General features: G+C 69.2%; 14 protein-coding genes and 1 pseudogene. 6 read left to right on the top strand and 9 right to left on the bottom strand.

The window, feature by feature from the left end; all coding sequences use genetic code 11:
• Window positions 1–110: 110 nt before the first annotated feature.
• Window positions 111–1532, bottom strand: a complete 1422-nt coding sequence (locus OG718_RS25730) for an MFS transporter (RefSeq protein ID WP_143639687.1) — start codon at window positions 1530–1532, stop codon at window positions 111–113.
• A 476-nt stretch (window positions 1533–2008) separates the two neighbouring features.
• On the opposite strand from OG718_RS25730, the gene OG718_RS25725 reads away from it, so the two are divergent.
• Entirely contained in the window at window positions 2009–2932 is a 924-nt protein-coding gene (locus tag OG718_RS25725; RefSeq protein ID WP_143639689.1) for a DUF3027 domain-containing protein, read from the top strand.
• 323 nt (window positions 2933–3255) lie between these two features.
• Entirely contained in the window at window positions 3256–6411 is a 3156-nt protein-coding gene (locus OG718_RS25720) for a sacsin N-terminal ATP-binding-like domain-containing protein (RefSeq protein ID WP_328845277.1), read from the top strand.
• 155 nt (window positions 6412–6566) lie between these two features.
• On the opposite strand, the gene OG718_RS25715 is transcribed toward OG718_RS25720, so the two are convergent.
• Complete coding sequence (locus OG718_RS25715; RefSeq protein ID WP_328845276.1) at window positions 6567–7013, bottom strand: hypothetical protein; 447 nt, start codon at window positions 7011–7013, stop codon at window positions 6567–6569.
• Window positions 7014–7027: 14 nt separating this feature from the next.
• Window positions 7028–8230: an amidase domain-containing protein gene (locus OG718_RS25710; protein ID WP_328845275.1), complete on the bottom strand. Its 1203-nt coding sequence runs from the start codon at window positions 8228–8230 to the stop codon at window positions 7028–7030.
• A 102-nt stretch (window positions 8231–8332) separates the two neighbouring features.
• On the opposite strand from OG718_RS25710, the gene OG718_RS25705 reads away from it, so the two are divergent.
• Together OG718_RS25705 and OG718_RS25700 are read left to right on the top strand one after the other, a co-directional pair.
• Entirely contained in the window at window positions 8333–8542 is a 210-nt protein-coding gene (locus OG718_RS25705) for a hypothetical protein (protein ID WP_328845274.1), read from the top strand.
• Between the two features lie 357 nt (window positions 8543–8899).
• Window positions 8900–9829 carry a hypothetical protein gene (locus OG718_RS25700; protein WP_143639694.1) on the top strand — a complete coding sequence of 310 codons (930 nt, stop codon included), beginning with the start codon at window positions 8900–8902 and terminating at the stop codon, window positions 9827–9829.
• A gap of 1127 nt (window positions 9830–10956) precedes the next feature.
• Here the strand turns inward: OG718_RS25700 and OG718_RS25695 are convergent.
• From OG718_RS25695 to OG718_RS25685, 3 genes are all read right to left on the bottom strand, one after another.
• The gene (locus OG718_RS25695) at window positions 10957–11250 is read right to left on the bottom strand and encodes a hypothetical protein (RefSeq protein WP_260695348.1); all 294 of its coding nucleotides are present in this window, start codon (window positions 11248–11250) and stop codon (window positions 10957–10959) included.
• 72 nt (window positions 11251–11322) lie between these two features.
• Entirely contained in the window at window positions 11323–11838 is a 516-nt protein-coding gene (locus OG718_RS25690) for a DUF6232 family protein (protein WP_328847831.1), read from the bottom strand.
• A gap of 516 nt (window positions 11839–12354) precedes the next feature.
• Window positions 12355–12822, bottom strand: coding sequence for a DUF6233 domain-containing protein (locus tag OG718_RS25685; protein ID WP_328845273.1), 468 nt, complete (start codon window positions 12820–12822; stop codon window positions 12355–12357).
• Window positions 12823–12951: 129 nt separating this feature from the next.
• On the opposite strand from OG718_RS25685, the gene OG718_RS25680 reads away from it, so the two are divergent.
• Window positions 12952–13227 (top strand): hypothetical protein, encoded by a 276-nt coding sequence (locus OG718_RS25680; protein WP_260695349.1) that lies wholly within the window; start codon window positions 12952–12954, stop codon window positions 13225–13227.
• Between the two features lie 8 nt (window positions 13228–13235).
• On the opposite strand, the pseudogene OG718_RS25675 reads toward OG718_RS25680, so the two are convergent.
• From OG718_RS25675 to OG718_RS25665, 3 genes and pseudogenes are all read right to left on the bottom strand, one after another.
• Window positions 13236–13958, bottom strand: a pseudogene (locus tag OG718_RS25675) (NF041680 family putative transposase); the annotation flags it as partial.
• Between the two features lie 230 nt (window positions 13959–14188).
• Window positions 14189–16597 carry an HAD-IC family P-type ATPase gene (locus OG718_RS25670; RefSeq protein WP_328845272.1) on the bottom strand — a complete coding sequence of 803 codons (2409 nt, stop codon included), beginning with the start codon at window positions 16595–16597 and terminating at the stop codon, window positions 14189–14191.
• Between the two features lie 134 nt (window positions 16598–16731).
• Entirely contained in the window at window positions 16732–17013 is a 282-nt protein-coding gene (locus tag OG718_RS25665) for a DUF2530 domain-containing protein (RefSeq protein WP_143639702.1), read from the bottom strand.
• A 187-nt stretch (window positions 17014–17200) separates the two neighbouring features.
• Between OG718_RS25665 and OG718_RS25660 the strand changes: the two genes are divergently transcribed.
• Entirely contained in the window at window positions 17201–18652 is a 1452-nt protein-coding gene (locus OG718_RS25660) for an NCS2 family permease (RefSeq protein WP_306938693.1), read from the top strand.
• The last annotated feature ends 7 nt before the right edge of the window (window positions 18653–18659 follow it).

Genomic DNA, 18659 nt, shown 5'->3' with positions numbered 1-18659 from the left:
GGGGGGCGGGTTCGTGGGGAGAGGCGCGGGTTCGTTGTGGCTGGTCGCGCAGTTCCCCGCGCCCCTGAAAGACTGCGCAGTTCCCCGTGCCCCTTCAGGGGCCGAGCGCCTCACGCCACCCGCTCGTGCTGCCGCCCCCCGCTGCGGGCCGCGCTCAGCAGCCCCCGGACCGTGGTGAGCCAGCCGGCGGCGACGATCGCGGCGGCCACGGACAGCCCCAGCGTGCCGTTGAGCGGCAGCGCGATGCCGATCGCCCCACCGACCACCCACGCCATCTGCAGGATCGTCTCCGAACGCGCGAACGCCGACGTCCGGACCAGTTCCGGCACGTCCCGCTGGATCAGCGCGTCCAGCGACAGCTTGGACAGCGCCTGCGCGAACCCGGCGAACGCGGCGAGTATCGCGACAAGGATCACCCCGAAGAACACCGCGGCCGTGATCGCGACGCCGAGCACCACCGCGATCACCGTCACGATGATCAGCTCCGGCTTCCGGGATCTCAGCGCCGCCCCGACCGCAGTGCCGAGCGCGTTGCCCGCGCCCGCCGAGACACCCACTATCCCCAGCGAGACCGCCGCACTGGCCCCGGCCAGCGGATGCTCGCGCAGCAGGAACGCCAGGAAGAAGATCAGGAACCCGGAGAGACACCGCAGCGCCGCGTTCGCGACGAGCGCGTGCGTGACCGCCGTGCCGACCGTACGCAGCCCCGGGCGCTTCGGCGTTTTCAGGTGCGGCCCGTGCAGGTGCTGCTCGTCCGCGGCGAGCAGGGCCTTGTCCTCGCCCTTGGCCGAGTCGACCTTGTGCGGGAGCTGGAACGACAGGAACGTACCCGCCACGAAGATCACGAAGGCGCCGTAGAGCGGATAGCGCGGCCCGAGGGCCTGCAGTCCGGCCCCGATCGGGGCGGCCACACCGGTGGCGAGGAGGCCGCCCAGCGTGACCCGTGAGTTCGCCTTCACCAGGGAGAACGCGGGTGGCAGGAGCCGGGGCACCACCGCGCTTCTGACCACGCCGTACGCCTTCGACGCCACCAGGACGCCGAGGGCCGCCGGGTACAGCTCGATGCTGCCCGTGACGACCGCGCTCGACAGCAGCAGGGCCATGAACGCGCGGGCGATGAACGCGCCCGCCATCGCGGCGCGGCGGCCGTGCGGGAGGCGGTCCAGGAGCGGCCCGATGACCGGGGCGAGGAGTGCGAACGGGGCCATCGTGATCGCCAGGTAGAGCGCCACACGGCCGCGGGCCTCGTCCGTCGGGACCGAGAAGAAGACCGTGGAGGCGAGCGCGACGGTGATCATCATGTCGCCGGCGCCGTTCACCCCGTGCAGCTCGATCAGCTTGCCGAGGCCCGACTCGCCCGCGCCGTGCGCGTGTGTCGCCTTTCTGATGCCCCTCGCCGTCCCCGTGAACGGCAGGTGCAGGGCACGCCCGACGGAACGGACGGCCCCGCGCACCGGGCCCGATCCGCTCGTTCGTCCCGCCCCGGCCCCACCGATCCCGGTGGCACCATGGGGCGACCTTGCGGCTGCCACTCCGCAATAGTGCCCCGAGAACGGCGTATGTAGCGCGGTTACCGCGCGTATAGGGGCTGAGTGGGCGCTGTGAGTTCGCCGCTCAGCGGCAGGTTTCGGGGGATTGCGGAGCCGCTCCGGATGGGCGGAGGGGCGAGAATTGGCCACGGAGAGGCGAAGAACTGCCTGTCAAGCGGGCGGAACCGTCCATTGAGGAGCGGGCAAAGCGCCCATCCCGGAGCCCGCAAAAGCCACGCCGAGGAGCGGCGAAGAGACCGCGGTGTAGGCCAAGCGCCGACGAGACGGTAGCGTGCGTAGCGCGCCCGCGGCGGTTGTTCTCGGCCGCGCGCCTCTCGGCCATCCCGCAGAATGGATGACGTAGGTGCGCCCGAGTGCGATCGGGCGCGGACGTCGACGCGGCCCTCCGGTCCGCTCCGTCCGCACCCCCGTCGAGGGACGGCGCACTCGTGAGACGGCGTAGGAGAGAAGCGATACCTGTGAGCGCGACAACGCGAAGCCGAACCCCCGACCGTCTGTGCGCCGAGGCCGTCGACCTCGCCCGGGCCGCCGCCGAGGAGGCCGCCGTGCCAGGCGTCGTCGGGGAGCACGCGGGGATGGTCAGCGAAGGGGATCGCGTCGTCACGCACTTCTTCGAGTGCAAGGACCTGGGCTATCGCGGATGGCGCTGGGCCGTGACCGTGGCCCGGGCCTCGCGGGCGAAGCTCGTCACCCTCGACGAGACGGTTCTGCTGCCCGGCCCCGACGCGCTGCAGGCGCCCGAGTGGGTGCCGTGGAGCGAGCGGCTCCGGCCCGGGGACATGGGCCCGGGGGACCTGCTCCCCACGGACGCGGAGGACCTGCGCCTGGAGGCGGGGTTCTCCGGCGAGGACGAGCCCGCGCCGAACTCGCCGATCTCCGAGGAGATGGCCGAGCTCGTGGAGGCGGAGGACGCCGAGGTCACGGCCGGGACGCCGGCCACGCTGCCCGCCGTACCGACCCGTGGGTCGATCGCCTCCGTCGCCGAGGAGCTCGGGATGCGGCGGGCGCGGGTGCTCTCGCGGTACGGGCTGCATGTCGCCGCCGACCGCTGGGAGGACTCGTACGGGCCCAAGACGGCGATGGCCCAGGCCGCTCCCGCCACGTGCGTCAGCTGTGGCTTCCTGAATCCCATCGGGGGCTCGCTCGGGCAGGCGTTCGGTCTGTGCGCGAACGAGTTCTCGCCGGCGGACGGGCGTGTGGTGTCGCTGTCGTACGGGTGCGGTGGGCACTCGGAGGCCGCGGTCATGCCCAAACCGCCGCGTCCTGCTCCGCCGGTGATCGATGAGACCCGGGTGGACCCGTTCCCCCTGCGTCCGTCGCCGGACTCGGGGTCCGTGTCCGTCGGCCCGGACGAGTCCTCGTCGGAGTTCGGCCACTCCTAGGCTGCCGCCGGCTCGCTGTTGAGTGCGGGTTGCCTGTGGCTTGTCGCGCAGTTCCCCGCGCCCCTGAAAAAGCGGGGCTGCGCCCCTGGCTTTTCGTCTTTGGGGGCGCGGGGAACTGCGCGAGCAACCCCCGCCGGCCCGCGGTGAACCCGGCACATCAGCCACCCACCCCCAGGGGCGCGGGGAACTCCGCGACCAGCACCCACCCACCCGCGGGCGAGGGCCGCCCTTCCCGCGGAGCCCCTGTGAGGGAACCCGCGGTACCTTCTTGCGGCGACCGAGCCACCGCGTGCGGCCGTACAACGTGAGAGGGAGAGTGAACCGTGAGCAAGTTCGTGCGGCCGGCTGCAGAGGGCGCGGACCCGTTCGGGACGGCGCGGCTCCGGCGCGGGGTGCTGGACGCCTGGGCGACGAGCCCGGCCCGGTTCCGCGAGGACGCCAACGCCGAGGAGGACCTGGTCCTCGGCGGATACCGGGACCGGCTGGTGGTCGAGCTCGCACAGAACGCCGCCGACGCCGCCGCCCGGGCCGGAGTGCCCGGCAGGCTCAGGCTCACCCTCCGCGACGGCGTCCTCGTCGCCGCCAACACCGGCGCCCCGCTGGACGCGACGGGCGTCGAGTCGCTCTCCACGCTGCGCGCCTCCGCCAAGCGGGACGACAACGACAGCGCGGTCGGCCGCTTCGGCGTCGGCTTCGCGGCCGTGCTCGCCGTGACCGACGAACCCGCCCTCGTGGGACGGCACGGAGGCGTCCGCTGGTCCCTCGTCGAGGCCCGCGAACTCGCCACCGACATCGCCCGCCACAGCCCCGGGCTCGGCGACGAACTGCGGCGCCGCGACGGCCATGTGCCGCTGCTCCGGCTGCCGTTCGCGGCCGAGGGCACCGCCCCGGACACGTACGACAGCGTCGTGATCCTGCCGCTGCGGGACGCGGCCGCCGAGGATCTCGCCGAGCGGCTCCTCGGCGGTGTCGACGACGCGCTGCTGCTGGCCCTGCCCGGGCTTGAGGAGGTCGTCGTCGAGGCGGGGGACGGGAGCGTACGGACCATCCGGCGCCGCGTCGACGCGGAAGCCGACGGCGATGTGGTCGTCGAGGACTCCCGTGACGGCACGACCCGCTGGCGTACCGTCTCCGCGCACGGCGCCCTGGAGCCCGCGCTGCTCGCGGACCGGCCCGTCGAGGAGCGGCTGCGCCCCCACTGGTCGGTCACCTGGGCCGTCCCGGTCGACGCCGACGGGACCCCGGCCAAGCCCCGCACCAGCCCCGTCGTGCACGCGCCCACGCCCAGCGACGAACCCCTCGGCGTGCCCGCGCTGCTCATCGCCTCGCTCCCGCTCGACACCACCCGCCGGCACGCCGCCCCGGGCCCGCTGACGGACTTCCTGATGCAGCGCGCGGCGGACGCGTACGCCGAACTGCTGGCCGACTGGCGGCCGGTGACCACAGGGATCATCGGCCTCGTGCCGGGCTCGCTCGGCAAGGGGGAGCTGGACGGGACCCTGCGCCAGGCGATCCTCGACCGGCTGCCGCGCACCGCCTTCCTGCCGCCCGCGGTCGAGCCGACCGGAGAGGACGACGAGGACGACGACTCCGGCCTCCCGGAGGCTCTGCGGCCCCGCGACGCCGAGGTGGTGGAGGGGGCGGGCGCCGAGACCGTGCAGGTTCTCGCCGAGGTGCTGCCCAGTCTGCTGCCCGCCGGGCTCGAACGGCGGGCGGAACTGCGGACGTTGGGCGTCGCCCGCGTGCCGCTGACCGAGGCGATCGACCGCCTGGCCGGACTGGAGAAGGACCCGCAGTGGTGGCGGCGGCTCTACGACAGCCTCGCCGGCGTCGACCCGGACCGGCTGACCGGGCTTCCCGTGCCGCTCGCGGACGGGCGTACGACCATCGGGCCCCGGCAGGTCCTGCTGCCCGCCGCCGACGGTGAGCGGGCCGCCCCTGAGGCCCTCGTGCGCCTCGCCCGCCTCGGCCTCAAGGTCGCCCACCCGGACGCCGCCCATCCGCTCCTGGAGAAGCTGGGCGCCCTGCCCGCCACTCCGCGCGCCGTTCTCACCACCCCGCAGGTCCGCGCGGCCGTCGCCGCCTCCCTCGACGACGACGGCGGCGCCTGGGACGAGGACGCCCCGGACGCCGAGGAACTGGCCGACACCGTCCTCGCGCTCGTCCGCGACGCGGGCCTCGAACCCGGCGACGAACCCTGGCTCGGCACCCTCGCCCTCCCCGACGAGGAGGGTGAACTCGCCCCGGCCGGTGAACTCGTCCTCCCCGGCAGCCCGTTCGCCCAGGTGATGCGCGAGGACGAACTCGCCTCCGTGGACACCGAGCTAGCCGAGCGCTGGGGCGAACAGCCGCTCGCCGCCTGCGGGGTGCTGGCCAACTTCACCCTCGTACGCGCCACGGACGTGGTCCTCGACCCCGACGAACTGGAGCCGCGGGAAGGGGAGTTCGCCGAACCCGACGACGCGGGGCTCCTCGACGCCGTGGACGTGTGGTGCGAGGACGTCCTCGACCGGCTGCCCGACTCGCCGGTGCCGCCCGTCGCCACGGAACTCGTCGCCGTACGGGACCTCGACCTGGTGGACGAGGACCGCTGGCCCGAGGCCCTGGCCCTGCTCTCCCGGCCGCCGCTGCGGGACGCCCTCACCCAGCCGGTCCGCATCCTGCTGCCCGACGGGACGCACGAGATCGTCCGCCCGTACACCGCCTGGTGGCTGCGCGGGAACCCGGTCCTCGACGGCCGCCGCCCGGCCGGCCTGCGCGCCGAGGGCGGCGACCCGCTCCTGCACGGCCTGTACGACGCCGCCGACGCCACCGGCTTCAACGACGAGCAGGTCCTGCGGGCCCTCGGCGTCCGCACCTCAGTCGCCGCCCTCCTCGCCGAACCGGGCGGGGCCGCCGAACTCCTCGACCGCCTCGCCGACCCCGACCGCGAGGTCACGTCCGCCCAACTGCACGCCCTCTACAGCGCGTTGGCCGACCTCGACCCCGAACAGGTCACCCTGCCCGACGAGTTGCGGGCCGTGGTGGACGGCCGGGTGACCGTCGTGGACGCGGCCGACGCCGTGGTCGTCGACTCGCCCGACCTGCTGCCCTTCACCGCCGGCACCCCGCTGCTCCCCGTACGCCCGTCCCGCGCCGCCGACCTCGCCGAGCTGTTCCAGGTCCGGCGGCTGAGCGAGTCCGTGACCGGCGAGGTCACGAGCGAGGGCGTCGAACACGACGTCCCGGAGTCCGTACGGGTCCTGCTGGGCCCCTCGACCCCCACGACGTACGTCGAGCACGAGGAACTCTTCGTCGACGAAACCGAACTCGACTGGCGACGCACCCGCGACGGCGTGCTGCACGCCGCCACCGTGGAGGGCGTCGCCGCGGGACTCGCCTGGGCGGCCGGCCAGTGGCCGCGCCGCTTCGAGGTCGGCGCCCTGCTGGAGGACCCGTCCAGGACGGAGGAACTGGCACGGGACCGCTGGTTCGACTGACCACCGCCGTGCGGTTTCCGTGATGCCCGGTCATGTCGGGGGCCGGTCCGTCGGGCAGACCTGAGCAGGTGATGACCTGGCACGACGGCACCGGCTTGAGGGTGAGCCGCAGAGACCCCCACCGTGGGGGGCCTCTGCGTGCCCGGAATCGCGTTCTATCCAGCCGGGGGATCGGTGGACGCCGGGCTCTTGCCGCTCTGGTCAAAACCAGATGCTTGCCCGAGGACAACAACCCACGTGTCCTTCTCGCGCGACATCTGGATGGCGGTACTGAACTTTTTCCCCTGACGGTCCGTGCCCGAGACCTGTGTACTGGCCTCGTCAGGGCCGACATCATGGGACACGTCCATGATCTTGATCTTCAGACCACGTCCGCCGTGCTCTGCGATGATGTCGCGGGCTTCCTGCTCTGTTCCTTCGTGCCCCGATGGAGCGAGTCCCACCAGACTGGTGACATTCTGGTCGTTGAGAGCGGAGATATAGGCTTTAGCGGTTTCCTGTTCCGTCCGCTGTGCATCGGAGGAGCCGTCACTGGAGCAGCCACTCAGCACGACACCTCCGACCAGAGCCGCAACCCAGAGTGTGCCCTTCGGGAAAGTCATGTGCTGCTCCCTTGTCACGTGCGATGCGCGTACCAGGCGGCGTTCGGGTACTTCCTCAGGAGGGTGCTCAGCTTCACATTGTGCTTACTCGGAGTGTGGTACGTAAGATAGATTTCACCCTTACTTCCGCGCTTGGTTACAATCATGGTGTGGTCGATGATGCCATCCCGCTTCCAGTCGGCCTGGAGGACATCGGCCGAAAGAAGCTGCCAAACGTTGCTCAGTATTCTGGTCCGCTTGGAGTGCTTCTTGGCGAACCAGTACCAGTTCTCCGCCCCCGCCCAGGTGTAACTGGTCGTCGACTCGAATGATCCATAGAACCACTTCTTGTTGTCCTTGCGGGTAACGAAGCTTCCGGCCGTGGTGTTCCAGCCACCCGAGCGCATAGCTTGCGATATAAAGTTCGTGCAGTCGCTGCCGTATTTCCGGTAGTCCGAGTTTGCGTTCTTCCAGTACTTGTTCGCGTAGCTCACCATCTTGCCGTAGCTGTAGCCGGCGTTGGCAGCCCTTGTGCCGACCGATCCCTCCGCGGGGTCGGTCTCCAGTGGTTTGTCGTCCTCGACGTCAGTGACTGGAACAGTGCTGCCCCCCGCCTCCAACTGGCCCTCGCTCTCAGCGTCTGAGGGTGTCGCACTGCCGGGCTGGCCGAGCTGGGTGACCGGACCTGGCCCGGTCAGGCTCGCATCGATCTTGTCGCTGTCCAGGAGCCAGCCTCCGTCGGACCCTCGGACGAAGGTCAGGGTGTGAGGCACCGAATACTCCTCGTACTCGGGATCCCCGGCCGGCACGTTGGGATAATAGAGCCGCGCATCCTCCGTGACTTCCATGGTGGCCGCATCGCCCTCCACGGTGGTTGTCACCGGAGTGACGCTCACTTCGGCACGTGAGTAGCCGCCGTTGTCCTGATTGAGTTGCGCGCGAAGGAGGGCCAATGCTGCATATTCCCTTGCGGTTTTGGCCGCGAGCGCAGCGGTCATCTTTCCCTTTGCGGGCGCTGCTGGTGCCGCCTTCTTCGCCTTTTCCGCTCCCTCGGTGGTGATGACGTTCGCGCGTTCCTTGAGATATCCGGACGTGATGTCCATCATTCCCTCGGTGTCGTCGCTCGAAAGCGCTGCCGGGGCGGGCGCCGCCTCGACGTGAGGTGCGGAGAGGCCAATGGTCGCGAGAGAAAGGATGGTTGCGCAATATACGCTTCTAATGCGTGCGTGCGGATGCACAGGATTTCCCCCCGGAATGTTTTTATCGGTCGACGCCATTGATATGTTGGCGATCCGCGAAATGTGAAGATCTTGGTCGGTGAACGGCCGAAATCTGCCTGTATGTGGCCGGTTCGGGTGCGGAATCTCGACCTCCGGCGAGCCCGTCCGGACGCCGTATCCGACGCCCAGGCACTCTCCGCCTTCGCCGTCCCGGCCGTTCATGCCGACGGCTCGCCCTGGCCCTCGCGCGCCGCCGTCGCCAAGACCCGTGAGGCCGGATTCGGCAAGTCGATCGTCGCAGGCACCGGCCAGAAGGTGACCGCCCGGTGACGTTCACCGTCAAGCACAGAGCGTCGAGGTCTACCGCGGCTCGTACGACGAGCCGGCCAAAATCCTCTTCGGTAACGGCGTGGACCCGGAGGCCCCGGACGCCAACTTCAGCAAGGTCGACTACACCGAGAAGGACGGCGTAGCGGGTGACCTCATCGACGTGCGGTGGGTCCCTCGGATGTGTGGGGGTGGGTGGTGAAGATGACCTTGGTCACGTGTACGCAAAAGATTCACCTCGCGTACAACCATTCACCCCCGTCACGCATCTGATCACTCGGGTCAACAGACTCTTGATCACTTCGGCCCCGACGTGAGGACGAATGCCGTCCGGGGCCCCTTTCTCCATCAGGGGAACGCATGCGTATACGTGCCACCGTGGCCGCCGTCACCGGCGCCCTGGCTCTCTCCGCCTTCGCCGTTCCGGCCGCGCAGGCCGACGACTCCGCCATCTCGCGCGCGGACGTCGCGAAGGTGCTCGACTCCGCCCACGCCGCCTCCGGCAAGAGCGGCGCCCGTATCGCCGCCGCCGCGGCCGACGCGCCGTACGCCCTCGACGCGAGCTTCTCGAACGTGAAGGTCAACGGCGGCAAGGCGATCGTCGCCGGCACCAGCAAGCACGTCACCGTCCCGACGACGTTCACGCTGACGCACGGCGCCGACGTCGACATCGCCGCCGCCGACTTCGTCGTCGACCTGGAGATCTACCGCGGTTCCTACGAGTCGCCGGACAACTACCTCTTCGGCGACCTCTACCCGACCTGCACGCCGGTCTCCACGACCGTCGCGTCCTGCAAGGGCACCATCGACGTCCGTCCGGGCGACGGCGAGCTCCGCAACTCCGACGCCGGTACGTGGAACGCCAACGCTTACGCCGTCGCCTTCAACGGCCAGGACCCGACCGCCGACGACTTCGACGTCACCAAGGTCGGTGTCGCCGAGGTCGCCAAGGTCGGCACCACCAAGGTCCAGCGCTTCTCCAAGCTGACCGTCAACGCGTCGCCGGAGCCCGTGAAGAAGGGCAAGACCATCACGGTCAAGGGCAACCTGACGCGTGCCAACTGGGACACGGGCAAGTACGCGGGCTACACCGTCCAGTCGGTGAAGCTGCAGTTCAAGAAGAAGGGCACGACGACCTACCTGGACGTCAAGACGGTCAAGTCCGGTTCGGCCGGCGCCCTGAAGACCACCGTCAAGGCTGCCGCCGACGGTTACTTCCGCTACAACTTCGCGGGCACGACGACCACTCCGGCCGTCAAGGCCGCGGGCGACTTCGTCGACGTGAACTAGCCCTTCCGCCTTACCGACCACTGGCCCCACACCCTGACGGGTGTGGGGCCAGTGGCGTCGAGGGGCCTGGCGGGGGTGTGTTGTTGGGTGCGGGCCGGTGAGGGCTTGTCGCGCAGTTCCCCGCGCCCCTGAATGCAGGGCTGATCCCCTGGCTGTTGTCCTTACAGACAGGCGCTCGCCGCGCACCAGGCCGTCATGATCGCGGACGCCCGCACTCGGCGCCGTCGCGAAGCCGATGCCGTGCACGCCGTGGAGCTGCGCCTGGCCCGGGCCGAGCGCGCGCAGCGGACCACTGCCGGCGATGGTCCGCAGGCTCCGGCGGTCCGCGTACGGCATGAACGAGCAGGCCGGGCCAGCTCGAGGCACTCGCGCGGCACGCCGGTACGGCCCGGATTGCCAGGCCTTGTAAGAGCATCTGGTGACGAAACTCTATGGACACGGCCCGCGACCGGACCACTGTGGGACTGACCTGTCGGGCAGCGACCCCCGACGTACGACAGGCCATTCGGTCAAGGCGGGCACGCCCGGAGCGAGTTGCTGTGCGTGTTCGCTGCGGTATCATTGATCTTGAGCAGTCACCCGAACTTCCGGTGGTGACCCTGGCGTTGGTGGTCCAAGGAAAGACGTCCCGCTTCCTGCGGGGAGATGCAGGTGCAAGGCCTGCCCGGCGCTCAATACAGCCCCGCCTCCGGTACCCGGAGGCGGGGCTTGCTTCCTTTCCGCCGACCGTATGCGTCACGTCACCGTGTCTGATCACCCAGGGGGCCGGCCTTTCCTGCCTTGGATGACCAGTCCGCCTCGATCGACCAGGGCCGCGTTCAGCGCCGCCGCGAAGCCGACGCCACCCACGCGGCCGCCCGTACTCCGGGCCCGAGCTGAGCGTGTCCAGCGGTCAGATGGCCCGGGCGGCGCTCAGCAGTCTCCAATGGCCCGGCGTGGACGTTGGGGGTGGAGCGATCGAGGGCGGCTGGAGGACCATTCGTCGTGTCTGCGCCCGCCGGGCTGTTGCCGTCGGCGGGTGCGTCGCCGGCAGCAGGAGTGGCCGAGGTGGCGCCGGGTTCGGCCATGTTCACCCCGGCTGCGGCGAGTTTTTCGATCATTCTGCTCGCCACAGCACCCGCCTGCCGCTACTGTCCGACGCCCAAAAGTGCGAGCACCTTGGTGACCGCGTCGAGTACCGGCTGCCCGATGGCCCCGACCGTCGCGGCGATGCCCGCGACTGCCATCAGGGCCTGGTGTTGCCTCTGCGAGTCGGTGTCGCCCTCGGGACTGATGCTCGCCAGGGAGTCGTCAATGGCCTGCGCGCTCGGCGCCGCTACCTGCCCACGCAGTTCCTGGAGCAACCGCACCAGTTCTTGCACCGCTTCGTGCAGAACGGGGGACCCCGCCCTGGCTTCTGCGGAGTCGGCGGTGTGTTTCACGATTCCTGTGTGCCCCATTCCGCCGTGAATGCTGACACTGTCACCGAACTGGAAATTGTCACCTGTCATCGGTTACCTCGCTATTCCTACGTTGTTCGCGCCGCCGTACATGTTCACGTTGTCGCCAAATTGATAGCTTCTCGGATTTATGTTGAGAGTTTCGACCCGCACCTGGAATTCTGTACCGGGGTTTTCGATCGCGTAGGCGAGGTCTTGCGTGAGTCGCCTGAGGGCTTCGAGGTTGCTCCCGGCTATCAGGGCGGTCGAATTCCCGTTCGTTTCGATGGCCAGCACGTGGTGCGGTTGGGCCAGCAGGACGGACACGAGGTCCACGACGAGGTAGCACAGCACCGCGAAGCCGAGGGTCATGAAGGCCGCCTGGGAGCCTCCGGTGTCGTCGGCCCCGGGAGATGCATCGTTCGACAGGCTGATAACCAGCAGTACGATGCTGGCGATCGTCAATCTCTTCAGGAAACGAAACACGGCTCTTTTGCGTTCGGGATGGAGGAGGAAGACGTACACCCGAGCGATGTTCTGTAGGGGGTAGACGGCATCCCCGACCCATAGCAGTCTTTTGGTGACCCGCAGATTGACACCGATAGTAGGAAGTGGCCGCGGGGCGGGAACGTCAGGAAAGGGGTCCGGCGGGCGGGTCGGCGGCTGATTCGGTGGGTGTGGTGGAAACCGCGGTGGCTCGTCCGGTTGTGGAGTACCCCCTGAGATAACCATGACTCGATACCCCCGTCATTGAGCGATGGTCGCACTCTCTATTTAACCGGAGAAAAACACCCGCCCCGGCGCCTTGTAGAAAGCGGCCGGATCCTCTCGTATGCACGGTCTATTGCTTGCGTACCTTCCTTGGCGGAGAGGGGTTCATCAGCGTGGCGTCCAGCGGACGCCCTAATGACGTCTCCAGGACCACCGTCGCCTCTCGTTGTTCTGTCGCCAGGCAACTGGAGTCCCTGGGTCGTCATGGCTGACAGGAAGTCAAGGGCCTCGCCGCAGGCGCAAGTCCGGGCATGGTCGGCGTGACGACGATGCGATGGATGTCGGTCAGGTGGCGGTCAGTAGGGCCGGGACGATCGGCGCCCGGTGGGACACGGTTCAAGCCACCTCGACCGGACGGGAGTTGTTCAAGCCGGGGCTCGTCCGAGGCAGGCCTGTGCGGATCTCGCCTTCGCCGTCAACAGTCGTCGTGTAGCGGCCGTTGGTGCAGCGAGCGGTGCGGCCGGTGGCAGCCCGGGCGCGGACGGCTTTGAACCACTTTGCGCCGCACCGCGAGCAGAGCCGGACGCCCGGCGTCTCTGCCGCGTCCAGGGCCTGGTTCACCTTCAGGACGGGCGCACCCTGAGGGACCTCGTCGCAGCCGGGGGTGTGCAAGACGCCGCGGTCGAGCCCGCACCGGTCGTCCAGATTCTGCAGCACCCAGCCGGTCGGACGGCGCGGTCCGAGGATCTCCCGCTCGATCGGCGGCGGAAGCCGGGTGGTGGGGATGCCGTCGTACGAGACGCCGTCGACTAGCTCCACGTGCGTGGGCGCCTCCACCCACACCGTGTACCAGGCGGGCTCCACGCGCTGGTCCTCGGTGTTCTGCCAGGCCGGGACGGAGTTACGGAACAGCCATTTAGCTTGTTCAAAATGGTCTGAGCCGCCTGAAAGTGTTCGACAAGGCCAGTCCAGCCCCTGAGTAGGGTTGCGGCCATGGCCAAGGGAATGGGGCGACGGCCCAAGGCGGATCTGGACAGCGGCGTCGAGGATGCGACGATGCTCATCCTGGAATGGCTCGGCGAGCAGGGTGTAGGTGCCATGATCCGGGTCGACGCGGAGCGGATGCGCGACGGTCAGCCAGCGTGGACATTCGCAGCCTCTGGTGGGCCCCTGGATGGTGGGATGAGGGCCGATGGGGCCTCGGCCGCCGAGTGCATGGGCAGGGCATTGCTTGGGTTGCGAGAAGCCGGGCTGGACGTTCCCTTCTGAAGCCGTGTTCAGCGTGTGAGCCGGTCGTGTTCGGTGATGCTTTCGGGGCGTCTGGTGGTCTTGCCGACGTCGTAGCGGCTGGCGGGGCGCTGGTTCTTCGAGCCGAGCGGCCTGCCGGGGCTGGGCCGGTCGGCTTTTGGCGCATGGGCCGGACAGGGCAGGTTCGGGCGGAGGTTCCTGAACCCCCGGCGGACCCGGGCGAGGCGGAGTTGGGTGTGGGCGGCGATGGTCAGCCAGGTCCACGCGTCTGCCGCCGCGGGCGTGCGGAGCTTCGGGCGGGTCCAGCCCAGCGTCTGCTTGATCATCCGGAAGGTGTGCTCCAGATCGAACCTGCACAAGAACGCCTGCCGGCGCAGATCGACGTCCTCACCCTGCAGGCCTGTCGTCGACGGCCACAGCCAGACCGTCAGTGGATCGTGACCGTCAGGCAGACGGTCGACCTCCAGACTGATCGACGTGCCTTCTATGACCGGGAGTTCGCCGGTGTGGTCGATCCACGCCGAGCGTGTGGTCAGTTTCGGGTGAATGCGGTCTCAGGCCATCACGCGCGCGGTGCCGTAGCGGTCGGTGACCTGCACGGCCTCAGTGTCCGGATCACGCCAGGAATCAGGCTTGGCGAAGCGGAACTACTTGCCTTGCTTCGGCGGGCGCCTTCCCTCTGGCGGAGAGAGATCGACCTCCACTGGTAGTCCGGCCAGGAGATGGGCCATGCGCGGAGCGTCGTATCCGGCACAGTCGTCTCGGAAGTGTGACGCCACCGCGAACGCATCCCGCCGGACATCGTGATGCAGCAGACCCATTCCCCACGGCGAATCCACCACGCCAGCCACGCACCCACCCCAGGGGCGCGGGGAACTGCGCGACCAGCCCCCACGCACCCGCACCCGCACCCGCACCCGCACCCGCACCCGCACCCGCACCCGCACCCCGGACCTCACCAACCCGGCCCCAAGCGGAGCGCTCACGCGGGGAACTTCCGGTCGACCCACCTCCACACGAACTCCAGCGACGCCGAAGCCACCACCGCGATGCCGACGGCCGCCCACGGCATGGTCGTTCCGACCAGTTTCAGTGCGAAGAACTCCTGGAGCCACGGCACGACGAGCACGATCACGAAGCCGAGTCCCATCGCGGCAACGAGCCCCACCCGCCACCACGTGTAAGGCCGCGCGATGATCGCAAGGACCCACATCGCGATCAGGAACAACGTCAGCGTCGCCGCACTGGTCTCCGCATCCAACGCCCCTTCGCCCGTGTAGTGGTGACGAGCAATCAGATACGTGGCGAACGTGGCGACCGCCGCGACGACCCCGCCCGGGATCGAGTACCGCATCACCCGCCGCACGAAGTGCGGCCGGGCCCGCTCCTTGTTGGGCGCCAGGGCCAGGAAGAACGCCGGCACACCGATCGTCAGCGTCGACAACAGGGTCAAGTGCCGTGGCAGGAACGGGTACTCCACCTGCGAGCACACCACCATCACCGCGAGCAGCACCGAGTACACCGTCTTCACGAGGAACAGCGTCGCGACCCGCGTGATGTTCCCGATGACCCGTCGCCCCTCGGCGACGACGGACGGCAGGGTCGCGAAGCTGTTGTTCAGCAGCACGATCTGGGCGACGGCCCGGGTCGCCTCCGACCCGGACCCCATCGCGACCCCGATGTCGGCGTCCTTGAGGGCGAGCACGTCGTTGACGCCGTCGCCCGTCATCGCGACCGTGTGGCCGTGCGACTGGAGGGCGCCCACCATGTCCCGCTTCTGCTGCGGCGTGACGCGCCCGAACACCGTCCCCTCGTCCAGGGCCCTGGCCATCTCCTCCTTCTCGGTGGGCAGCCGCCGCGCGTCGACCGTGGCGGAGGCGCCGGCCAGCCCGAGCTTGGCGGCGACCGCGCCGACCGACACGGCGTTGTCGCCGGAGATCACCTTGGCCCGTACGTCCTGCTCCTCGAAGTAGCGCAGGGTGTCCGCCGCGTCGGGCCGCAGCCGCTGCTCCAGGACGACGAGCGCGGTGGGCCGGGCGCCCTCCTGGACCTGCGGATCGTCGAGGTCCTTGACGGCCCGGGCCAGCAACAGCACCCGCAGCCCCTGCTCGTTGAGCTGCTCGGTCTCGGCGAGCGCCGGGTCCTCGGACGGCAGCAGCACGTCCGGCGCACCCAGCAGCCACGTACTCGACTCGCCGCCGCCCTCGCTGAAGGACGCCCCGCTGTACTTGCGAGCGGAGGAGAAGGGCAGCGACTCGACGCAGCGCCAGTCCTTCTGGTCCGGGTAGGCGTCGATGATGGCCTGGAGCGAGGCATTCGGCCGCGGGTCCGACTCGCCGAGGGCGGCGAGCACTTTCCGTACGTACGACTCGTCGCTGCCGTTGAGGGAGCGCAGCTCGGTGACGTCCATGCCGCCCTCGGTCAGCGTGCCCGTCTTGTCGAGGCAGACCGTGTCGACGCGGGCGAGGCCCTCGATGGCCGGAAGTTCCTGGACGAGGCACTGTTTCCGGCCAAGTCGGATGACCCCGATCGCGAAGGCGACGGAGGTGAGGAGGACCAGCCCCTCCGGGACCATGGGCACGATGCCGCCGACGGCCCGTGCGATGGAGTCCTTGAAGTCGTTGTCCTTGACGACGAGCTGGGTGATGGCCAGGCCGACCGCGGCCGGGATCATCATCCACGTCACGTACTTGAGGATCGTGGAGATGCCGGTCCGCAGTTCGGAGTGGACCAGTGTGAACCGGCTCGCCTCCTCGGCGAGCTGTACCGCGTACGCCTCGCGTCCCACCTTCGTCGCGGTGAACGCGCCACCGCCCGCCACCACGAAGCTGCCCGACATGACCTGGTCGCCGGGCTGTTTGACGACCGGATCCGCCTCACCGGTCAGCAGCGACTCGTCGATCTCCAGACCGTCGGCCTCGACGCACTCGCCGTCCACGACGATCTTGTCGCCGGGCCCGATCTCGATGAGGTCCCCGAGCACGATCTCGGAGGTGCCGACCTCGGCCGCGACCCCGTCTCTTCGCACGGTCGGCCGCGCCTCGCCGATCACCGCGAGCGAGTCCAGGGTCTTCTTCGCGCGCAGCTCCTGGATGATGCCGATCCCGGTGTTCGCGAGGATCACGTAGCCGAACAGGGTGTCCTGGAACGGCGCGACGAACATCATGACCACCCAGAGCACGCCGATGATCGCGTTGAACCGGGTGAACACGTTCGCGCGGACGATGTCGACCGTGGATCGACTGCTGCGCACGGGTACGTCGTTGACCTCGCCGCGCGCCACCCGCTCGGCGACCTCGGCCGCGGTGAGGCCCACCGCCCTCGGCGCGGGGGCGGGTATGGGGTGGGGATGCACAGGGTCGAGTTCGGCGCCCGCGTCGATGTGCGTCATGCATCCGACGGTACGGGGGGATATACGGCTTCACCCGCCGAGTGCGGCAAAGATCCGACCAGGGGAGGACCCGGAATGATGCCGTAGTTGTACGGACCCGAGCGGAACCGGTCGCTCCGCGGGGGGCACGCCCCTTAAGTGGCGTCCGGAGTCGGCTCCTGTGCCGCCTCGTCCCTCTTGATCGCAGCGTCGCGGCCCCGTACGTACCAGATGCCGATCAGGCCGAGGCCCGCGCCGGCCAGGCAGGTCCAGAGCCACCACAGGTGTCCGTGGTCGTCGAACCAGTTGTAGAAGGGCAGCTGCGCCAGGAAGAGGACGAACCAGAGGATCGTGCCACCGGTGATGGTGGCGACCACGGGACCCTCCAGGGGCTCCGGCGCCTCGTGTTTCGGGGATCCCGAAAAAAACCCTGCCATGGGGGACAGCTTACGAGGTGATCAGGACCATGCACGGGCGGTCATGTCTACGCGCGGAGATAGCGTTCTCCGTGACGTATGTTCATACTGAAACTGTTTGTTTCTGGCCACTTCCGTTCGTATGAAACGCCAAATCACGAAACGCCACCTGGGCATCGGGGATGTCCGCCGGCGATGAGGTCCCCGCATGCCCACCTCGGCCCCCGCCAAGGCTTCCGCGCCCAAGCAGCCGGACCCCTCGTCCGGCTCCGGCGCGCTCGACCGCTACTTCCTGATCTCGGAGCGCGGCAGCACGCTGTCGCGCGAGATCCGTGGCGGTTTCGCCACCTTCTTCGCGATGGCCTACATCATCGTGCTGAACCCGATCATCCTGGGCAGCGCGAAGGACATGTACGGACACCAGCTGGACAACGGCCAGCTGGTCACCGCGACCGCGCTGACGGCGGCGTTCACCACGCTCCTGATGGGCGTCATCGGCAACGTACCGATCGCGCTCGCCGCCGGCCTCGGCGTGAACACGGTCGTCGCGCTCCAGCTGGCGCCCCGGATGTCCTGGCCGGACGCCATGGGCATGGTGGTGCTCGCGGGATTCGTGGTGATGCTGCTCGTCGCCACCGGTCTGCGTGAGCGCGTGATGAACGCCGTGCCGCTCGGCCTGCGCAAGGGCATCGCGATCGGCATCGGCCTGTTCATCATGCTGATCGGCCTGGTCGACTCGGGTTTCGTCTCGCGCATCCCGGACGCCGCCCAGACGACCGTGCCGTTGCAACTCGGCGGGACCGGTCACCTCGACGGCTGGCCCGTACTCGTCTTCGTGCTCGGCACGCTCCTCACGCTCGCGCTGATCGTGCGCAAGGTGCCGGGCGCGATCCTGATCTCGATCGTCGCCATGACCGTCGTCGCGGTCGTCATCAACGCCGTCGCCACGGTGCCCTCCTGGGGTCTGACCACCCCGAAGTGGCCCGGCAACCCGGTCGCCAGCCCCGACTTCGGGCTCGTCGGGCAGGTCAGCCTCTTCGGCGGCTTCGGCAAGGTCGGCGTACTGACCGGTGTGCTGTTCGTCTTCACCGTGCTGCTGTCGTGCTTCTTCGACGCGATGGGCACGATCATGGGCATCGGCGACGAGGCGAAGCTGACCGACAAGGACGGCAACATGCCGGGCATCAGCAAGGTGCTCTTCGTCGACGGCATCGCGGTCGCCGCGGGCGGCGCCACCTCGTCCTCCGCCACCACCTGCTTCGTGGAGTCCACGGCGGGTGTCGGCGAGGGCGCGCGCACCGGTTTCGCGAACGTCGTCACCGGCGCGCTCTTCGGTGTCGCGCTCTTCCTGACCCCCGTCGCCACGATGGTCCCGTCCCAGGCAGCCACGCCCGCGCTGCTCGCGGTGGGCTTCCTGATCCTCTCCGGCTCGATCCGCCAGATCGACTGGAGCGACCACACCATCGCGATCCCGGCGTTCGTGACGATGCTGATGATGCCGTTCACGTACTCGATCACGAACGGCATCGGCATGGGCTTCATCACGTTCGTCGTGCTGCGGCTGGCGGCCGGGCGCGGGCGGGACGTACCGGTCGCGATGTACGTGGTGTCGGCGGTGTTCGCCTTCTACTACCTGATGCCGGCGCTGGGCCTGACCTGAGACCTGA

It is taken from the genome of Streptomyces sp. NBC_00258, from assembly GCF_036182465.1.
In the GTDB taxonomy this organism is placed as follows: domain Bacteria; phylum Actinomycetota; class Actinomycetes; order Streptomycetales; family Streptomycetaceae; genus Streptomyces.
The sequence above is the reverse complement of the archived record's forward strand: the minus strand, read 5'-3'. Positions and strand labels throughout refer to the sequence as shown.

Excerpts from the sequence above, each read along its gene's own strand:
- OG718_RS25670 (WP_328845272.1), bottom strand. The coding sequence starts at position 16,597 with ATGACGCACATCGACGCGGGCGCCGAACTCGACCCTGTGCATCCCCAC.
- OG718_RS25700 (WP_143639694.1), top strand. The coding sequence starts at position 8,900 with ATGCGTATACGTGCCACCGTGGCCGCCGTCACCGGCGCCCTGGCTCTC.
- OG718_RS25715 (WP_328845276.1), bottom strand. The coding sequence starts at position 7,013 with ATGACTTTCCCGAAGGGCACACTCTGGGTTGCGGCTCTGGTCGGAGGT.
- OG718_RS25665 (WP_143639702.1), bottom strand. The coding sequence starts at position 17,013 with ATGGCAGGGTTTTTTTCGGGATCCCCGAAACACGAGGCGCCGGAGCCC.
- OG718_RS25705 (WP_328845274.1), top strand. The coding sequence starts at position 8,333 with ATGTGGCCGGTTCGGGTGCGGAATCTCGACCTCCGGCGAGCCCGTCCG.
- OG718_RS25660 (WP_306938693.1), top strand. The coding sequence starts at position 17,201 with ATGCCCACCTCGGCCCCCGCCAAGGCTTCCGCGCCCAAGCAGCCGGAC.
- OG718_RS25680 (WP_260695349.1), top strand. The coding sequence starts at position 12,952 with ATGGCCAAGGGAATGGGGCGACGGCCCAAGGCGGATCTGGACAGCGGC.